General features: G+C 51.6%; 26 protein-coding genes. All 26 read right to left on the bottom strand.

What is annotated here, in order from left to right; all coding sequences use genetic code 11:
• Window positions 1-8: 8 nt before the first annotated feature.
• The 26 genes from K331_RS0110905 to K331_RS0110780 all read right to left on the bottom strand — a co-directional run bounded on the left by K331_RS0110905 (window position 9) and on the right by K331_RS0110780 (window position 15023).
• On the bottom strand, window positions 9-809 hold the full coding sequence (locus tag K331_RS0110905; protein ID WP_028590334.1) for a DNA adenine methylase: 801 nt from the start codon (window positions 807-809) through the stop codon (window positions 9-11).
• A 20-nt stretch (window positions 810-829) separates the two neighbouring features.
• A complete protein-coding gene (locus tag K331_RS0110900; RefSeq protein ID WP_051289779.1) occupies window positions 830-1159 on the bottom strand; it encodes a hypothetical protein in 330 nt (109 codons plus the stop codon).
• 12 nt (window positions 1160-1171) lie between these two features.
• Window positions 1172-3334 (bottom strand): DNA cytosine methyltransferase, encoded by a 2163-nt coding sequence (locus K331_RS29315; RefSeq protein WP_036634652.1) that lies wholly within the window; start codon window positions 3332-3334, stop codon window positions 1172-1174.
• Between the two features lie 14 nt (window positions 3335-3348).
• On the bottom strand, window positions 3349-3786 hold the full coding sequence (locus K331_RS0110890; RefSeq protein ID WP_028590332.1) for a DUF5348 domain-containing protein: 438 nt from the start codon (window positions 3784-3786) through the stop codon (window positions 3349-3351).
• Between the two features lie 104 nt (window positions 3787-3890).
• Window positions 3891-4784, bottom strand: coding sequence for an ICP22 family protein (locus K331_RS0110885; protein WP_028590331.1), 894 nt, complete (start codon window positions 4782-4784; stop codon window positions 3891-3893).
• A 21-nt stretch (window positions 4785-4805) separates the two neighbouring features.
• Complete coding sequence (locus K331_RS0110880; protein WP_028590330.1) at window positions 4806-5225, bottom strand: RusA family crossover junction endodeoxyribonuclease; 420 nt, start codon at window positions 5223-5225, stop codon at window positions 4806-4808.
• Complete coding sequence (locus tag K331_RS31870; protein WP_156897641.1) at window positions 5225-5392, bottom strand: hypothetical protein; 168 nt, start codon at window positions 5390-5392, stop codon at window positions 5225-5227. Before K331_RS31870 ends, K331_RS0110880 begins: the two co-directional genes overlap by 1 nt.
• On the bottom strand, window positions 5367-5585 hold the full coding sequence (locus tag K331_RS29310; protein WP_036634650.1) for a hypothetical protein: 219 nt from the start codon (window positions 5583-5585) through the stop codon (window positions 5367-5369). Before K331_RS29310 ends, K331_RS31870 begins: the two co-directional genes overlap by 26 nt.
• Window positions 5585-5779, bottom strand: coding sequence for a DUF6906 family protein (locus tag K331_RS0110865; RefSeq protein ID WP_028590329.1), 195 nt, complete (start codon window positions 5777-5779; stop codon window positions 5585-5587). Before K331_RS0110865 ends, K331_RS29310 begins: the two co-directional genes overlap by 1 nt.
• Before the next feature lie 14 nt (window positions 5780-5793).
• Window positions 5794-7212 carry a replicative DNA helicase gene (dnaB, locus tag K331_RS0110860; protein ID WP_028590328.1) on the bottom strand — a complete coding sequence of 473 codons (1419 nt, stop codon included), beginning with the start codon at window positions 7210-7212 and terminating at the stop codon, window positions 5794-5796.
• Window positions 7184-7525 (bottom strand): replicative helicase loader/inhibitor, encoded by a 342-nt coding sequence (locus tag K331_RS0110855; RefSeq protein ID WP_028590327.1) that lies wholly within the window; start codon window positions 7523-7525, stop codon window positions 7184-7186. The genes dnaB and K331_RS0110855 overlap by 29 nt, the downstream gene beginning before the upstream one ends.
• Window positions 7512-8459 (bottom strand): DnaD domain protein, encoded by a 948-nt coding sequence (locus K331_RS0110850; protein ID WP_028590326.1) that lies wholly within the window; start codon window positions 8457-8459, stop codon window positions 7512-7514. The genes K331_RS0110855 and K331_RS0110850 overlap by 14 nt, the downstream gene beginning before the upstream one ends.
• Window positions 8460-8491: 32 nt before the next feature.
• On the bottom strand, window positions 8492-8767 hold the full coding sequence (locus K331_RS0110845; protein WP_028590325.1) for a hypothetical protein: 276 nt from the start codon (window positions 8765-8767) through the stop codon (window positions 8492-8494).
• Window positions 8764-8976, bottom strand: coding sequence for a hypothetical protein (locus K331_RS0110840; protein WP_028590324.1), 213 nt, complete (start codon window positions 8974-8976; stop codon window positions 8764-8766). The genes K331_RS0110845 and K331_RS0110840 overlap by 4 nt, the downstream gene beginning before the upstream one ends.
• Entirely contained in the window at window positions 8973-9167 is a 195-nt protein-coding gene (locus K331_RS0110835) for a hypothetical protein (protein WP_036634647.1), read from the bottom strand. Before K331_RS0110835 ends, K331_RS0110840 begins: the two co-directional genes overlap by 4 nt.
• A 5-nt stretch (window positions 9168-9172) precedes the next feature.
• Window positions 9173-9880 carry an MBL fold metallo-hydrolase gene (locus tag K331_RS0110830; protein WP_028590322.1) on the bottom strand — a complete coding sequence of 236 codons (708 nt, stop codon included), beginning with the start codon at window positions 9878-9880 and terminating at the stop codon, window positions 9173-9175.
• Window positions 9880-10968, bottom strand: a complete 1089-nt coding sequence (locus K331_RS29305) for a hypothetical protein (protein WP_036634643.1) — start codon at window positions 10966-10968, stop codon at window positions 9880-9882. Before K331_RS29305 ends, K331_RS0110830 begins: the two co-directional genes overlap by 1 nt.
• Window positions 10965-11222 carry a hypothetical protein gene (locus tag K331_RS0110820; protein WP_028590321.1) on the bottom strand — a complete coding sequence of 86 codons (258 nt, stop codon included), beginning with the start codon at window positions 11220-11222 and terminating at the stop codon, window positions 10965-10967. Before K331_RS0110820 ends, K331_RS29305 begins: the two co-directional genes overlap by 4 nt.
• Window positions 11219-13234 carry an AAA family ATPase gene (locus tag K331_RS29300; RefSeq protein ID WP_036634640.1) on the bottom strand — a complete coding sequence of 672 codons (2016 nt, stop codon included), beginning with the start codon at window positions 13232-13234 and terminating at the stop codon, window positions 11219-11221. Before K331_RS29300 ends, K331_RS0110820 begins: the two co-directional genes overlap by 4 nt.
• Window positions 13231-13431, bottom strand: a complete 201-nt coding sequence (locus K331_RS29295) for a hypothetical protein (RefSeq protein WP_036634638.1) — start codon at window positions 13429-13431, stop codon at window positions 13231-13233. The genes K331_RS29300 and K331_RS29295 overlap by 4 nt, the downstream gene beginning before the upstream one ends.
• Before the next feature lie 89 nt (window positions 13432-13520).
• The gene (locus tag K331_RS32945) at window positions 13521-13643 is read right to left on the bottom strand and encodes a hypothetical protein (RefSeq protein ID WP_264177749.1); all 123 of its coding nucleotides are present in this window, start codon (window positions 13641-13643) and stop codon (window positions 13521-13523) included.
• 2 nt (window positions 13644-13645) lie between these two features.
• Window positions 13646-13894: a hypothetical protein gene (locus tag K331_RS0110800; RefSeq protein WP_028590320.1), complete on the bottom strand. Its 249-nt coding sequence runs from the start codon at window positions 13892-13894 to the stop codon at window positions 13646-13648.
• A 97-nt stretch (window positions 13895-13991) separates the two neighbouring features.
• Window positions 13992-14288, bottom strand: coding sequence for a hypothetical protein (locus tag K331_RS0110795; RefSeq protein WP_028590319.1), 297 nt, complete (start codon window positions 14286-14288; stop codon window positions 13992-13994).
• Window positions 14285-14542 carry a hypothetical protein gene (locus K331_RS0110790; RefSeq protein WP_028590318.1) on the bottom strand — a complete coding sequence of 86 codons (258 nt, stop codon included), beginning with the start codon at window positions 14540-14542 and terminating at the stop codon, window positions 14285-14287. Before K331_RS0110790 ends, K331_RS0110795 begins: the two co-directional genes overlap by 4 nt.
• Window positions 14539-14766, bottom strand: a complete 228-nt coding sequence (locus K331_RS0110785) for a hypothetical protein (RefSeq protein WP_028590317.1) — start codon at window positions 14764-14766, stop codon at window positions 14539-14541. The genes K331_RS0110790 and K331_RS0110785 overlap by 4 nt, the downstream gene beginning before the upstream one ends.
• A gap of 5 nt (window positions 14767-14771) precedes the next feature.
• Window positions 14772-15023 carry a helix-turn-helix domain-containing protein gene (locus tag K331_RS0110780; RefSeq protein WP_028590316.1) on the bottom strand — a complete coding sequence of 84 codons (252 nt, stop codon included), beginning with the start codon at window positions 15021-15023 and terminating at the stop codon, window positions 14772-14774.
• Between the last annotated feature and the right edge of the window lie 22 nt (window positions 15024-15045).

Below are 15045 nucleotides of genomic sequence, written 5' to 3'. Positions count from 1 at the left end.
CCCTTTTACTAGAACAACGCCATCTGTCCGACCTGTCCGGCGGCGACAGGATTGATCCAAAGGACTTCCTCACGAGAAGCCCCGCCCTCCGCTTTCGCACGACGAGTCTCCCGGTTCCAGTGCTGCAGCCGATCATCGTACAAAGGGTGAGCATAACCACTGAGCAGCACTGGTCCAGGATGGTCGTCTAGGATGTTCAATAACTCGCAATGGTCTTGATCGGTCATCTCGTAGCGGTAACTAGTGGTAGTCCGCGTGCTCTGCACATAAGGTGGATCAGCGTAGACTAGCACATCCGGTCTTCGGTACCTCAGGAGTAATTCAGCCGCAGCCTGGCATTCGATTTGTACGCCTTGCAACCGTTCGGCAACCGCGTACACCTTATCCGGGAATGAAAGCCACTCTTTGCCGGGTAAAGGACCATTCGGCTCAATCATGCTACGCCAGCCTGTCCGGTGCGCTGTCTTGCCCCCTCTGCCCTGCCAGAGACGTACTACCAAGCGGCGAGCTCGTTCAAGGTCATCATCAGCGGGATGGTAACTCTCGTAATATTCCTGCCTTGAGTGTGGCGTCCATCGAATCGCATTTGCCAGCTCGTCCGGACGCTCCCGGATTACGCGGAACAGATTGACTATTTCGCCGTCCAAATCGTTAACCGTCTCGATCTGGCTTCGTGGCTTGCTGAACAATACCGCACCGGAGCCGAAAAACGACTCCAGATACGTCATGTGCTGCGGCATATGGCTGATGATCCAGTTTGCCATGCTCCACTTGCTGCCTGGGTAATGCAGTATGCGTGGTACCTTCATTGCTGTCTCCCCCCTAACTCTTATGGACTGATCTTGCCGCACACGGTACATAAATCATGATCTGGCTGCATTACTGCTTCGCCAGGGATATAGCTGTATTTCGTTTCAATCATTTTACTCGGATGATTGCAGTGCTCTTGCAGCCCTACCTTTCGCCGAGCTCTGTCCTCATGCTCATACCTGCATCTCGGGCAGACGTTCATGGTCCACGTCCAGAGCTTCCCGTCCTCGTCAAGGTCATATATTTTTTCGTGGTAGTAGACATCACCTTTGCATATGCACTTGTCGCAGTAGATACAGTTATTCGCGATCTTTCGCGTTGCTGTCTTCCGTTGCACGTGCTTCCTCACTGGCTCACTTCCTTAATGAATTAATACTGGCTGTTCCTCATCCACCGGGGCTACCCATACCGGATTCCAACTGAGAGCAAACGCAATGCCTGCCTCTGCCTCGGCTGCAGCAAGCAAGAATGTATTGCCCATATCCTCTTCGGCATCTGGTGGAACTGCGTTTCCGATGTATTCCCTCGCCTTAGCGTCGCTGCACCCTTCGAGTTGAAACGGTCGTCCGTCAGGAAGGTGGGTCGGGAAGCTCTGCAGCATGGCCAACTCATACGTGGTAAGTGGTCTGTGCCATGTTCCATCCAGTGCTTTAATCACCCATACGCCTTGCTCGTTATCTGCTGGGATACGAGGATCTGCAACAGCGGCAGCTCCAGCGTGAACATCCATGCTGCCCGTAACCGTCTTGGATGTGTCAGCCCAACCTTGGACCCCCATCGTGTCGGCGCGTGGCGCGCTATTAATTCGTGGATCGGCAATGACTTTGCCCTGACCTGCGGATACACCGCCAGTGGTCACCGTAGGGGATGTATTTTCCCAAGGACTTACTCTATATGCTCCGTCGTGGTACTTTCCGTGAACATGAGGATCAGCGATAAGCTGAGCACCGTTCTGTACATCCGCTGAGCCTGTGACCGTTGCTGCAGGTCCGTCTATTGACTGCATGCGGTACTGGTCAGTGTATCGTCCTGGTCTATCTGGAACCCGTGGATCGGACACGCTCCCAGCCGCCTGCATGATGCGATTGGCAGAGCGAACTGTCTTGGCTGTAGCATTCCAGTCTTGGACCCCGTAGCTATCAGGATGGAGCTTAGTGTTAACACGGGGGTCAGCTACGATATGCCCGCCATTGGAAGGCCCGCTGCCGCTTGCAACAGTCCCACCTGTTTCTCCCCACTCAGTGACCTTATAAGCATGATTGAACTTTGGGGTCTCCTTGCCGAACATTGGATCTGCAACTGCAATTGCCCCGGATCCAAAACGAGTACCAGTGATGCACGGAGCTGGCTCATCAGCGCGAACAATTCGGTACACTCCCGGATGCCGTCCGTCCCTTTCCTTTAGATTCGGATCAGAGATGCAACCAGCTCCCTGATTCGGCCCAGCAGCTCCTGTCACGCAAGATGCAGGCTCCTCAGAAGCTTGCACGCGGAATAGATTTGTCTTTCCCTCGCCGTTGATCTGCAGACGCGGGTCGGACACCGCCGTCACGCCGTTGCTACGTCCTGGTCCTGCTGTGCTGGTGACTGCTCTGCTTGGCTTGTCCCAGTCGGCTACCTCGTAAGCACCGCGGCGTGGCTCATGAACAACGCGGAGACTTTCCCATTCGACCTTGTTCAGATCTCGCCAGTCTCCACCTGCAGGTATCAAAGCCAACCGCATCCAAGTCTTCCACTGTAATTTAGGCAAACGGTGTAATGGACCACCTGCTTCCGTGTCGCCTGGCTCTGGTATCTCGGCCAGCACGTCTCCGATAGTACGAAGCGGCTTCTTATCCGGGTAATAAATCACGTTCGGGATCTGCACCTCGTGTCTGGCCAAGATCAGGAACCGAACACGGTTTTGTCCAAGGCCACCTATCTCCCCGAGATTGTGATCCGCCCGGATGCTTACCGCGTAACCATACTTCTCCAGCAGCTTCTCAATCTTGGCCAGCAGATCCTTGCCGCGGCTGGTGATACGTGGGACGTTTTCGAGCTGGATGATGGCTGGGACGCTGCCGCCGTATTCCAGACACGCTCGCAACGTCAGCTCCAGTCCATGCACCGTCAGGTAGTTGAGTGCCTGGTATTTGTCGCTCTTGGCCTTATCTGCCGGCAGCAATCCGCTCAGCCCCTTACATGGCGGCGAAAGGAATAGGAAGAATGGAACCTGCTCCTTGAATGCTTGCCAGATGTCCCAAGCCGTGGCTTCCCGCCACTCTTTCGGCGGTTCGTGGCCATGCCATGCTTCATATTGCCAACGCTCGAACAAATCCATGCAGACCGATGTATCCTCACCTGTGATCAGGTCGTGATTGCGGCACGCCACTGGATCAGAATCAATCGCACACAGAACCTTGAATTTATACAGTTTGCCGCCGTATTCAACTTGGCTACGCATCGCACCAGCCGTGGCTCCGCCGACTCCAGCAAAGAGAAAAGCAGATGTCTTGTATTGCACATTGTCATGTGATGGACTCATATGTTTCCCCTTCCTTAGCGGACCCGCTTGATCCGAATGTGCAGCCCCTCCAGCGGAATGTCACGATAACCGACCAAGCGATAGTCTCCATCAAAGTGCTCAATTCGTGTGGCCACCCAGGAACGAACCCCATCGTTAACATGCAGAAACTCGATTGGCGAGTTGCTGAAAAGTTCTGTCCCATTAAGTGCGTAACGGCCATTCGACTGCTTCTGGAGAAAGCCTTGATCTCGAACCTCATCGAATGTCTGTTCAAGCAGCCTCGCCGCGTCATTCATCAGATCACCAGCCCGATAGAACATATTGCGGAGATACTGCTCTTCAGGCTCTTGACGATCGTAGTGGACGCCCCATTCTTCCTCGGCTGTCGCAATCGTAGTGCTAATTCGTTGCAGGCGTGGCAGCAGCTCCTCCAACTCCATTGCGATCTTATCCTTCAAACTCTTGCCCATGATCATCGTCCTCTCTCGTCAATTTAAGATCATACGTTCTGCCAAATGCCTGTAGTTGATCACCCCGGCCAAGCTGGCCGGGGATGTTGCTATATGAAAGGGGCTTATGCTACCCCGCTACCTGCCAGTTGCTTCTTGACTTCCGATTTGTACTTGGACACGGCCGTTGTCAGCTTGCCTTGACTGATGCCCATGCTGCTTGCAATCTCGCGCCATGTCTCAGTACCGCCGCGTTTGCGTTCAATAGCAGCAGGGATGTCCAGTGTAATTTCAGGGACAGTTGGGCGGTGCTCCAGAATGTATTTCTCAAGGACCTCTTTATCGATTTCGCCAGCTCCTGAAGGGTCATCGTCTCCATCGGCATTGTCGCTCCCTTCATCGTCGTTAGGGACTTCATCCGATCCAGTAGGTGGCTCTTCGCCGTCACCTTGAGCTGAGCCAGATGTCTCGTCATCGCCTACGAATTCCAGCTCGGCATTGTCGGGGCTGCCGCCGCCATCTTTCATCCAGTCGGGCAGATCGTCGCCGTCGTTATCGCCATATGGATCGTTTGGATCACTACTATGTTCACTGTCATCACCTGCAGGCGGTTCGGTTTGCTCTTGTTGCTGATCGCCCTCGCCTTCCGTCTGTTCTCCATCCGGGTTTAGATTATCCTCAGTACCAAGCTCGTCAGCTTCGTCACCTTCCATCTTGAGCTCCGCTTGGTTCTCGTCGCGTTCAATTTTCTCTACAACCCCGGAAGCATCTGTCGTAACCGTGTGGCGTTGCCACTTCTTATACATGGCGTCTTGTTCCTCTTCCCGTTCACCAAAGTCGAATGATGCCTGCGGATCACCGAACAGGACTTGAATCTCTTTGTTCAAACTGCTGGTCAAGAACTCTAAATGTTGTCTAGCGACTTTGCTAGGAATCGTGAGTTTGAATTCAACATCCTTGTCACCGAAAACAATCTTTTTGTCTGTTGTAGCCATGAATTGAATAAAATCTTTCCCCATGTTGGTTCATCCCCTCGAAATTTATAATTGTGATAAGTCCTTGATTTTGATTTCGATGCGTGGGCGGGCGCTGTACCACTTGCGACCAAACTCGTCCACGACCTGGCTGTCGTCTTTCCAAATCACACTTTTAAGTGCATCCTTGATGCCTTTGACGTAGTTGTCAGTATCCGGCTTGGTTGTGGGGCGTATTTTCCCCGCTTCAGCCAGCGCTGCTTTTTTCTTGCTGAAGCTTTTAGGGATTGGGCGATAGACATTGATCAGCAATCCTACTTCCCCAAGTAACAGTGCGGCTGGTGCGTGTTCACTAGCCGCTAACCTTACATAATCCTTGTAGTCCCTAGATTTTGCAGGGTCATACGCTCTCGTGAAACCGCCTTGTGTGCTGAATTTTGGCCGTCCTTGCGCTACTGGATTCCCGAAAACCGTAAACTGGATAATCATGCCTTACGCCTCCCCTTTGCGCGCTGCTTACGTCGTTGCTTCGGCGGCATCATGCTCGACCTAATGACAAACACCTCACCGAGCTTGCTGCCATCGTCACCGCGGACAGCGTAGCTCATATCCGTCTGGTGATAAGGATCAATCAACTTTCGTTGCTGTTGCATCCCGTTGCACCTCCACTCCCGGCCATCCGTCAGCAATTGTCCCAAACTCAGCGATCCCCTCACGGAGCTCAGCTTGGTCAATCCCCGCGAACTCGGCTTGCAGCTCGTCCTGATCCGGTACCTGTCCGGTCCGGACGAAGCGGTGCTTCATGTATTCGTAGACCGACCAGCGTGTCCAGCATGACGGCCGCATTAGGCGCGCACCTCGTAAGGCTGTAACTTCCCATAATCCTTGTTCAACAGCCACCGCTTCCCAGAGTGCTTATTCAGCAGCACGACCCCTTCAGGTGTTTCACGCTCCGACTGCCAGTTGTCCAGCGTTACGCCTGGTCGCGCCTTGAGCAATGCGATTTTCTGCTTCTTCGTCAATTTTCTCCCCTGCTTCATGTCCGTTCCTCCCCTTATGCATACATTCGTTTTTCAATGTCTTTTGGTGGCTGTGAGGCCTCTGGCCAAAACTCTTGCTGAGCCCTTTCTAGGGTGGCGAATTTGTTATAGTTCTTGAGGAATACCAGTTCCACAGTGCCGACCGGACCGTTCCGTTGTTTGGCAATAATGATCTCTATGATGTTCTTCTTCTCGCTGTCCTGGTTGTAATAATCATCGCGGTACAGGAACCCTACGATGTCAGCATCTTGTTCCAAGGAGCCGGATTCCCGTAGGTCACTCATCATTGGACGCTTGTCCTGACGCTGCTCCACGCCTCGACTGAGTTGGGAAAGGGCAATGACGGGTACCTCCAGTTCACGAGCTAACTGCTTCAATGTCCGGGATATCTCTGAAACCTCCTGCTGGCGGTTTTCTGCTCCTTTGCTTTTTCCGGTACCTGAGATAAGCTGCAGATAATCAATTACTATGAGCCCTAAGCCGCGTTGCTTTTTGAGGCGTCGGCACTTTGCACGAATGTCATAAACTGTGATTCCAGGCGAATCATCGATCATGATATTGGACGCTCCCAAAACTCCTGCAGCAGTGGCCAATTTGGTCCAGTCATCTTCGGCAAAGTCTCCCATCCTCATTTTGCTTGCGTCGAGATTACCTTCCGCACAGATCATCCGCTGTACAAGCTGCGCTGCCGACATCTCCAGACTGAAGATGGCTACTGTCTCTTTGGCCCGCACCGCAACATTCTGAGCGATGTTTAGCGCAAAGGCTGTCTTACCAACGGAAGGACGCGCTGCTACGATAATCAAATCGTTCTTTTGAAAGCCTCCAGTGATGCTGTCCAGATCACAAAAACCTGTCGGCACGCCCGTTACTACGCCATTTCGGTAATTCTCCGATCTGATCTCGGACGATTCTACGACTTCCAAGAGCACGGAACCTATTGGCTTAAAATCTTCTGCTGGCGCTACCCTGTCAGCCATCTTTGTTGCTGCACTCTGCATGTTGGCTAGAAGTTGCTGCAGGTCGTTTCCGCCCATCGCCTGATTCATTTGGGATAGTCCGGCCTTGATAATCTGGCGGCGTGTATGAACCTCTTGCAGCATCCCGATGTAATGGCTTGTCTCTGTTGCTCCGACTGCCGAACTGGTCAAGCCAGAAAGGTAGGACACCCCACCGATTTCTTCTAGCTTCCCTTGTTCTTGCAATTGCCCCATGATCGTTACCATGTCTACTGGCTCTCCAGCAGATGTTAACTCCTCGATCGCTTGATACACGGTGCGGCGTATCCGATCAGTGAATAAATTCGAGTTAAGCCTGTCGAGTGAATCCTCAACGACTTCGCCTGTTTGATCAGCAATCAAGGCCCCGAGCACTGCCATTTCCGCTTCTGGATGGGATGGGAGATCAATGTTCAATACTTCTAAGGTTAGCAATGAGCGCCTCCTTCCAGCCCGTCGGCGGTGGGCAAGCTTCACGAGCTGCCGATTCCCTTTCGGCAAAATAGTCCGATGTGACAGCCTTCATCCGTTCCCGTTCAATTTGTTCCCCTAGCCGCCCGCGGATCTCCGCAATTGTCGGAGGGAATTTATTTGTCATGATGTGTTGCTCCACGTTTTGAATAGCCGTATCAAGCGGGAAGTCTCGCAAATATTTGGCGTGGCGGTCGATATTCTCATCGCTGTCATCGAAGGTCGGATAAGATTCCGCAATGATCATGACCAATCGAATTACATCAGCCCTTTCCACGGTTCTCCTCCTCCTTGAGCAATTGTTCTAGTCGATTTAACTTCTGCTGTTGCCTGGTAGCATTTCTGTTTGGCGGCGGACCTGTGTTGGGGTTGCTCGCTTTCTTGGCATCAAACGCCGCATCAAAGGCAATTGCTTTATCCAGCGTCAACGCCTTGCTGCCAAGGTAATCGTTCAAAATACGAGTCGTGAGCCTAATGCTTGGGCTTGTTGAAATAAGGGCTGATCGTTCAAGTGCACGAATGACAACCGCTTCCTCCATTCCGTCTTCATCGATGTATTTGCCCAACACTTCACTTTGATGTGGGTTACAAGAGAATCCATAGATTCTTTCGTGAGCCGTAAAAAACGATTCGTATGGAGCAAGTGCAGTACTCCCATATTCCTCCGCAAACTCTTCACCCCCTGCAGTAGCAGAAGTAGTAGAAGTAGAAGCAGTAGAAGAAAGATCTAATACAGTGTCAGAAATTTTGACCACTTTTTCGCCATTCCCCAAAAAGTTGTCAGATTTTTGGGCTACTTCTCCGACAACCCCTGTATAGTTGTCAAAATTTTCGGCAGGTTCATTGACTACTTTTTCGTTATCGCCTTCGAAGTGGTCAAAATTTTCGGCTACTTCTTCAGCAGCTATGAGGTCGAAGGTGAGAATGTAATCGCCTTTCGAGCTACCTCTTGGGGGTTGGATGTATCCAATCAATCCCCCTTCGACCAGTTTGGAACGGTGCCTATTCAGCGTGTCTCGGTTCTTAAATCCCGTTCGGAGCATCAAGTCGGTGTTCGTCATTTTGAACGTCTTACGCCAACCTAACTTGCTACTCCGCATCCATAATGCCACCATTATTGCTATGCCCTCGGGACCAAACTCCTCCGGGCCGCCAATGGCTTCAAATTGTTCCAAAAGCCCGGAAAGGGTTGGTCTGGCTGTCTCGGTCACTATGTATCCCCCTCCCGTAGCAGCCATGCTTTTTAATTAGATTTTTGAACAGCGTGAACGCGGACTCCGAAGCTACCATCCATGCTGTGTGCCTCAAGCATGGTCGCTTGAACGCCCTTGCCAAACTCCATCATCAGTTCATTGACGATTTGAGGCATGTCCCGCGGATCAGCGGTTAAGACTGCCTGAGCGCCAAGCGAGAAAGCCAAAGCCTTTAAGTGAGTGTCAATTGCGGGCTGTCCTTCCTTAGTTGCATCTTCATACATCTGCTGCATTTGCTGGAATGTACCTTTGTAAGTTGTGGTCATATAGCACGCTCCCTCATCGTTTTTTCCTTCCAAGCTTTGTCCCCCAAGCAGCGAGCTGGCGTTACTTCAAAGTGCCGCCTGCCCTGCACATAGGAAACGAATAAGCCTGTAGATTGTTCGTAGTACATACCGTTCAAGATTCGTCTTCTGGGTGGCCCTGGATGCGGCTCGCAAGAAGCGAATAGGTCCATTTGAATCGGCTTGCTCATGCTTTCGGCCCCCGATCATCTCGTAAAGTGACAATTGGGTATTTGACCCGGACCACCGTCCAGCCAGGGTAGCCCTTTTCGAAATACTCGATTGTTTCCTGTTTAAATGCGGCTAGATCAGTCTTGTACAGCCGCCAAATGCGTTCACCCATCATGCTCTTCAGGAGCGGCCTGCCAGTTAGATCACTCATTGCCATCACCTACCCGCTACATAGACTTGCTTGCCTGTCAGGGCTGCTATTTCGCGTTTGAATAGTGCTTCGTCACTGTTGTTGTCCGACAGGTGAAGCAGGTGAATCTCCTGCACTCGCCGCATGTCATTCGCTCGGATGAAGTCCTTGACGTTCTCCAACGAAAAGTGCGATCGGAGTAATCGATGTTTCATGACAGCAGGCACTCGGCCCGCCGCAATATTTTGATTAAGTATCTGAATGGAATAATTGCACTCAATCATGATGTGAGTCAGGCCAGTAAACCGATGCCTGAGATAATAAGTGTCTGTCGCAAACAGAAGCTTGTCCCCCGCCGTATTAGCAAGGAGGAAGCCCAAGGGCTCCGCTGCGTCGTGTTGAGTGTCAAAGGGCATTACCGACCATGTACCGATGACGATGGGCTGCAAGGCTTGCAGGAGTCTCACTCGATGGCCTTTGATCCGCAAGGCATCGGCGGTGCCTGAGCTGGTGTAGATGTCCACTCCTGCCTTCATCAGATCCTTGACGGCTGCTGTATGGTCCCCGTGCTCATGGGAGACCAGGCATCCGGCCAGCGAGGATACCTGAAAAGCTATCCCGCGCTGAATGTCCTTATAGCGCAGCCCTGCATCCAGCAGCAGAGGCGTATGACCATCAGTAATACGATAGGCATTACCCGCGCTGCTACTGCCCAAGGATGTAATCTCGATCATCAGAACGGCACGTCGCCGTCTGATACGTTATCCCCATCCTCATCGCCAAACTCCAATTCGGCTTGGTTTGAGCCATCTTCCTGATCTGATGGCAGCGTATCGTCAACGCTCTGAGGCTGAGCACCTGCAGGCGGCGTGACATCGATAGGTTCTGTATTTGCATGTTCCGCGATCTCCCGTTGCACCTCAGAGTAAGATTCATCAGTCGCTTCGGTGTATGAAAGCTCGACCAGGGCGTTGCCAAAGTCCTTCGGAATCTTTTTGACCACATTGTTCCGCATCTTTCGGATAAGCATGGATTCGCGACTTTGCGGTTCGCTCCAGGCAGGACTGATGTACTGTTGTAATTCAGGATCGTCCAGTGCGCCAAGTCCCAAAGACTTTGCTTTTTGAAGGATTTCAGACTTCTTAGCGGCAATCTGCTTCTTCTGTTCGGCATTCGCTTTAAAGCGATCAGCACACACACCAAACGTCTCATTCATCATGTTGTTGTTCATGTGAGCAATGAGGTTACGAGCAACATCGTCTCGTTCTGCAATGTGAAACTCGATTGTTCCGTCTTTCTTCATGATCGGGTAAACGATTTTTACAACATCGCCTTTCCCAGTTGGTTGCCATGTTGGCGGCTGTACATCGAATCCGGTATACACGGGATATGTGAATGTATCTTCCGATCGAACGAGCCAGAACTGACCTACCTTCTTCACGTCCCGTCCAAAGCGGGCGAGAATGGCATCATTGCCATCCCCCTCGATCCCCATTTCAATTGACTTTTTCCAAACGTCTTGCCCTCCAACCTTTACTTTCGTATTGCGGACTTGGAAGTAAACTTCCCTTGGGCTAGCTGCGGCGTTGAGTTTCAACGAAGCGGTTTGAAGCAGAATTTGGGTAATGTTACTCTTATCAAGCTGCTCGTCGTTCCAGTTGATACCCTTCGCGTCTAAAGCAGTATTAATGGCAGAAATAGCATTCAAGACACAGGATTTCGCATATTCATCCATCTTGATGCCATTTCCGACGAGCTGCCGCTCGATCATAGGGAAGTAGTTGTCATTCACTTTGGTTAGTGTTGTTGAGTAGTCGCTCATTCTTCTTCATCCTCCTCTGATGCGTCTTCGTACATGAAGCGAACCTTTTTTCCTTGATGTTCTAATAAAAAGCGTTTCAGCAAACTGGCGAAGTCGGCAGGCCCTAACAAGTCGCGTTCTAATATGGCATCCTCTGGACATTCAGAAAGCGGTCCGGCATCCATAACCTCTTTTCCATTGATCTCCAGCGTTTCGCGTCGAAGACCTTCCCAACCTGTCCCAGTTATGACCTTGACCGTCACAACTTCACTCATGCAATCACCTCAATATTTACTGGAATCAAGCTATCATCACTTCTTCTTTCCAAACGAAGTTGCTTGTCTCCTTCGGACACCACTAAGCGGATTACCTGGGCGTCGGTATCGATCAGTTGCGTTACCGCCTCAGCGTTATCAACAAAAATTGGAGCTGAGAAGCCGTAATGCTGGCCAAGCGCGTTTATGATGTCCAGCCCTACATTGATCCGCGCCGCATTGTTCAGACCGCCCTCGTAAGGAACGCCCTTATACAGCGTCTTGCACACATCCTTGAGCCCGCCATTGACCTGTTCCTCGAACAAGCGAAACCGCGCAAAGCGGAATTTGCTATTGATCTTGCTCTCCAGCATGGATACCTTGGTACGGGTGAATTCTTCCGTCAGGAAAAGCTCATGCTCCAGGCGCTCGTACTCTGCAGCCAGTTTGCGCTCCTGAGCGGCCAGTTCGGTGATCCGTCCCTCTGTCGCTGCAGCCTGGACGATTTTGGCCTTATCTGCCTCATGTTCGTCCACCTGCTGACGGATCACTCGAAGCTCGGATTGAACTTTTGCGATCGCATCTGCAGAAGAAGTTCGAAGCTGCTCAATCTCTGCACGTACCGCCGTGGCTTCGGCCAACTTCGCTTGGTATTCAACATCGTCCGCCGGATCAGTGATCGCAGCCTGCAGGTCAGATAGCTTAGCTTCAGCGATTGCGAGAGTGGCCTGCTTCGCGGCCAGCGTCTGTTCAAATTCGATGATTTGTTCTTCAACAGCGAACATCGAATTTTTCAAGGTTCTAACATCTGCCGCTGCTGCAGTACCATCCTTGCTGATCCGCTCCAATCGTTGAGACTTGTTAAGGTTGAAATCCTCCAACGCCTTGTCTTGAGCAGCCTGCACCTGATCGTCAGGGAGAGCTTGGCCGCATGTTGGGCAATTGCTGTCATGCTGATGCTCATGCACCGGAAACTCTAGTGCGTTTGCGGCAGTCCACTCTTCCCGTAACCGTGTAGCCATAGCCTCAGCTCGTGCGATCTGCCGCTTGTATTGCTCGACCTCTCGTTGATTCGCTGATATTTGAGCCTGTATGTCAGATGCTTCTCCGCGAAGCTGCATGACCCGTGTGCGTTGCTCATTGGCTGCTTGCACTCCATCGGCCTGAACACGTTGCTTGATCTCTGTCAGCTCCGCGTTGATCTCACGCAAGCGGATCTCCTTGGCCGATAGCTCGCCGCCGGACTGTATGCGTTGCTGCTCAGCGACCTTAGCCGCTTCCCTACCACGCAGAGTGTCTATGTCTTCCTGCAGGAGCTCCGCGTCCAGTTCAGTAACATCTGGAATGGTGCGCCGGGCTTCATCGATGCGGACCGGGATTTTCTCCAACTCCTTGTTGATTTCAGCCCGTCGAGCTGCGATCACCTTCCGGTGATCTTCAAGGCTTCTATCACCTAAGATGCTGGCCAGCGGCGCTAATTGCCCGTTGCTGGCAATAATTTCGGCATCCGTCATGTCACCACAAACATCAAGTAACACCTTACGGCGTGCTTCGGGTTTAAGCTGCTCATTAAAGTAGGCAGGGCTTGTCAGGAGCTTGAAGACGTCCTCACTAATCAGCCCGTTGACTTCGGCGTTGTATTGATTTAATTTCACAGGAACGCCGTCCACATAATAATCAGTGGTATTCCCGTTGGATTCAGCGATTGCAGATCCGCGCTTCTTGGTGAATTTTTCGTAGTGGACTTTCTTAAAGGAGCGGCGGCGGCGGTCAACCATCAGTACCACCTCTACTTCATGTTCGATCCCGCGTTCTGCGACCTGCCCTTGTTCGTTCAATCCCTTGATTTCAAAGAGTGAATGATTTTGGCTATCCTTATGGAACAAGCCCCAAACAAATCCGTCGAATAGCGTCGTCTTGCCCGTGGCATTGTCGCCATAGACGGACACGCTACTGCTGCCAGTTTCCAGCGCAAAGTTCCGTATACCTTTGAAATTACGAAGGGTCAGGGACACAAGCACGATTTCCTTCATACAGCAGTACCACCCTTCGCGAGATGGTCAGCTATAGCAGTAGCCACAGCCGCAAGTTGTTCGTCGCCTGCCCACAGCTCCACAGTGCCAAACGTTCCCGTCACTGACAGGATCGCTGGAGTATACTGCATTGCTGGTCGCACGGTCGCATCGATGGATTGCTCGGACAAATCAAGAGTAATAGCAGTCGTTTTCATAACGTCCTCCTTGTTTGGAAGCCCCCATCGTGCTAAGATGAGGGCGACAATATTAAGTTTTGAAAGAACAGGTGACCCGTTGCCGCGGGTCATTCTTCGTTTTCGCAGTCCTCACAAGTGCGAGGATAGCCTGGCTCCTCCATGTCATCCATGTACGAACCGCATACCTGGCACAACAGACCGTTCAGGGTCATATCCGCAGCTTCACCCAAGATCAGTTCCTCCCTTCTGGTACAGGTCCGTCTATCGCAATCGTCTTCCAATCCACTATCACAGGCGCGTTTTCGACACTTGCGATCAGTTCCCCATTTTCATCAGATATAAGAAACTCTGAATGCGTGCGGTCTTCGTATTCGGCTCCCACCTGTTTGATCTCAATGACCTCACGGCCACCGATCTCCGTCCCGACCTCAAAAACCCTAGTCGGATTGCTGACAACGGTAAGCTTGCTGATGATTTGCACGGTATGTCCTCCTTCCCTATGTATTGCGGTTTCCCGCTACCGTCGCCCCGATGGGGCTAGGTTTCGTCCGCTCCGCTGCGGACTCGTCAGGCGGGTGTTACAATGTGCTTTCCAAATCGTCAATCGCTTCTTCCAACTCCGTGAATGTATCTTTCAATGATTCAAGAGCTTCCTTTGCTGCCTCCAACGACTCCATGCGTGACTCGTATTTTTCAAGGCGATCCTGAAGCGTGTCGCCCAATTCCTCCATCTGTTCTAAGCGATCAATCTTCTCTTGAAGCAGGTCTATCGAGTCTTCATATACCTCTATCAACCTTTCCACTTCATCCGAAGGGAAGGTGTTCCTCATAGGTGCTGATTCTTTCAATAACTTCAGTACATCGCGGTTGTTCATGCTATGCCTCCGTTCATTAGTTCAATGGCTGCCACGGCTTGTGCCAAGTATTCTTGCGGCAGCTCACGCATCACCGCGGCGGCATTATGCCAATTCAGATAGATTACATCGCGCTCAGCCCAAATCTGTTCGAGTTGATAAGGATCAGGAAGACCGTCACCGATCGCGGCCGACATCGATGCTGTATTCTCGCGAAGGGCCTGCGCTGCAGTGGTATATTGTTGGATGATTGCACTAGCCTTTTGTGCTGTCATGCGCGTTCACCCTTGCTTTCAGGCTGTTGCACTGCTACAATAGACAGCACAAGAGACCTTAGTCGGGTTCTCAAGCTAAGTGTCCGCCCTGCCAGGCGGGCATTTTTTATTTCCGCAATTTCGCGATCTAGCCACCATCCCCAAGTGCCATCCTCTGGTTGGGTTATTTCCAAGCGATTCCGCATTTGCTCAAGCTCATTAATCCGTTGCTGTACAATGTTCAATCAAATCATCCTCCTATTACTGTCATCATCATGTTTTGCAAGATCGATAGCCCGTCCATTCCATACAAGAAAGCGACCATCACGTCTTTCGCTCCTGTGGCATCTACCCACCGAAGCATGGTCGGCATATCCGGTACTTTATGGTCATTTTCATATTTGCTTATGCAGGCTTGCGTGCGGTGCAGCTTGTCCGCCATCTGTTCTTGTGTCAAACCAGCGCGCTCGCGGCAAGCCTGCATGATTGCCCCGAATTTCAAAGGTTCACCCCCTCCCCTAAAT

Origin of the sequence: Paenibacillus massiliensis subsp. panacisoli DSM 21345, from assembly GCF_000426545.1 — a bacterium.
GTDB classification, from domain to species: domain Bacteria; phylum Bacillota; class Bacilli; order Paenibacillales; family Paenibacillaceae; genus Paenibacillus; species Paenibacillus panacisoli.
This window is presented reverse-complemented; position numbering and strand designations above follow the sequence as displayed.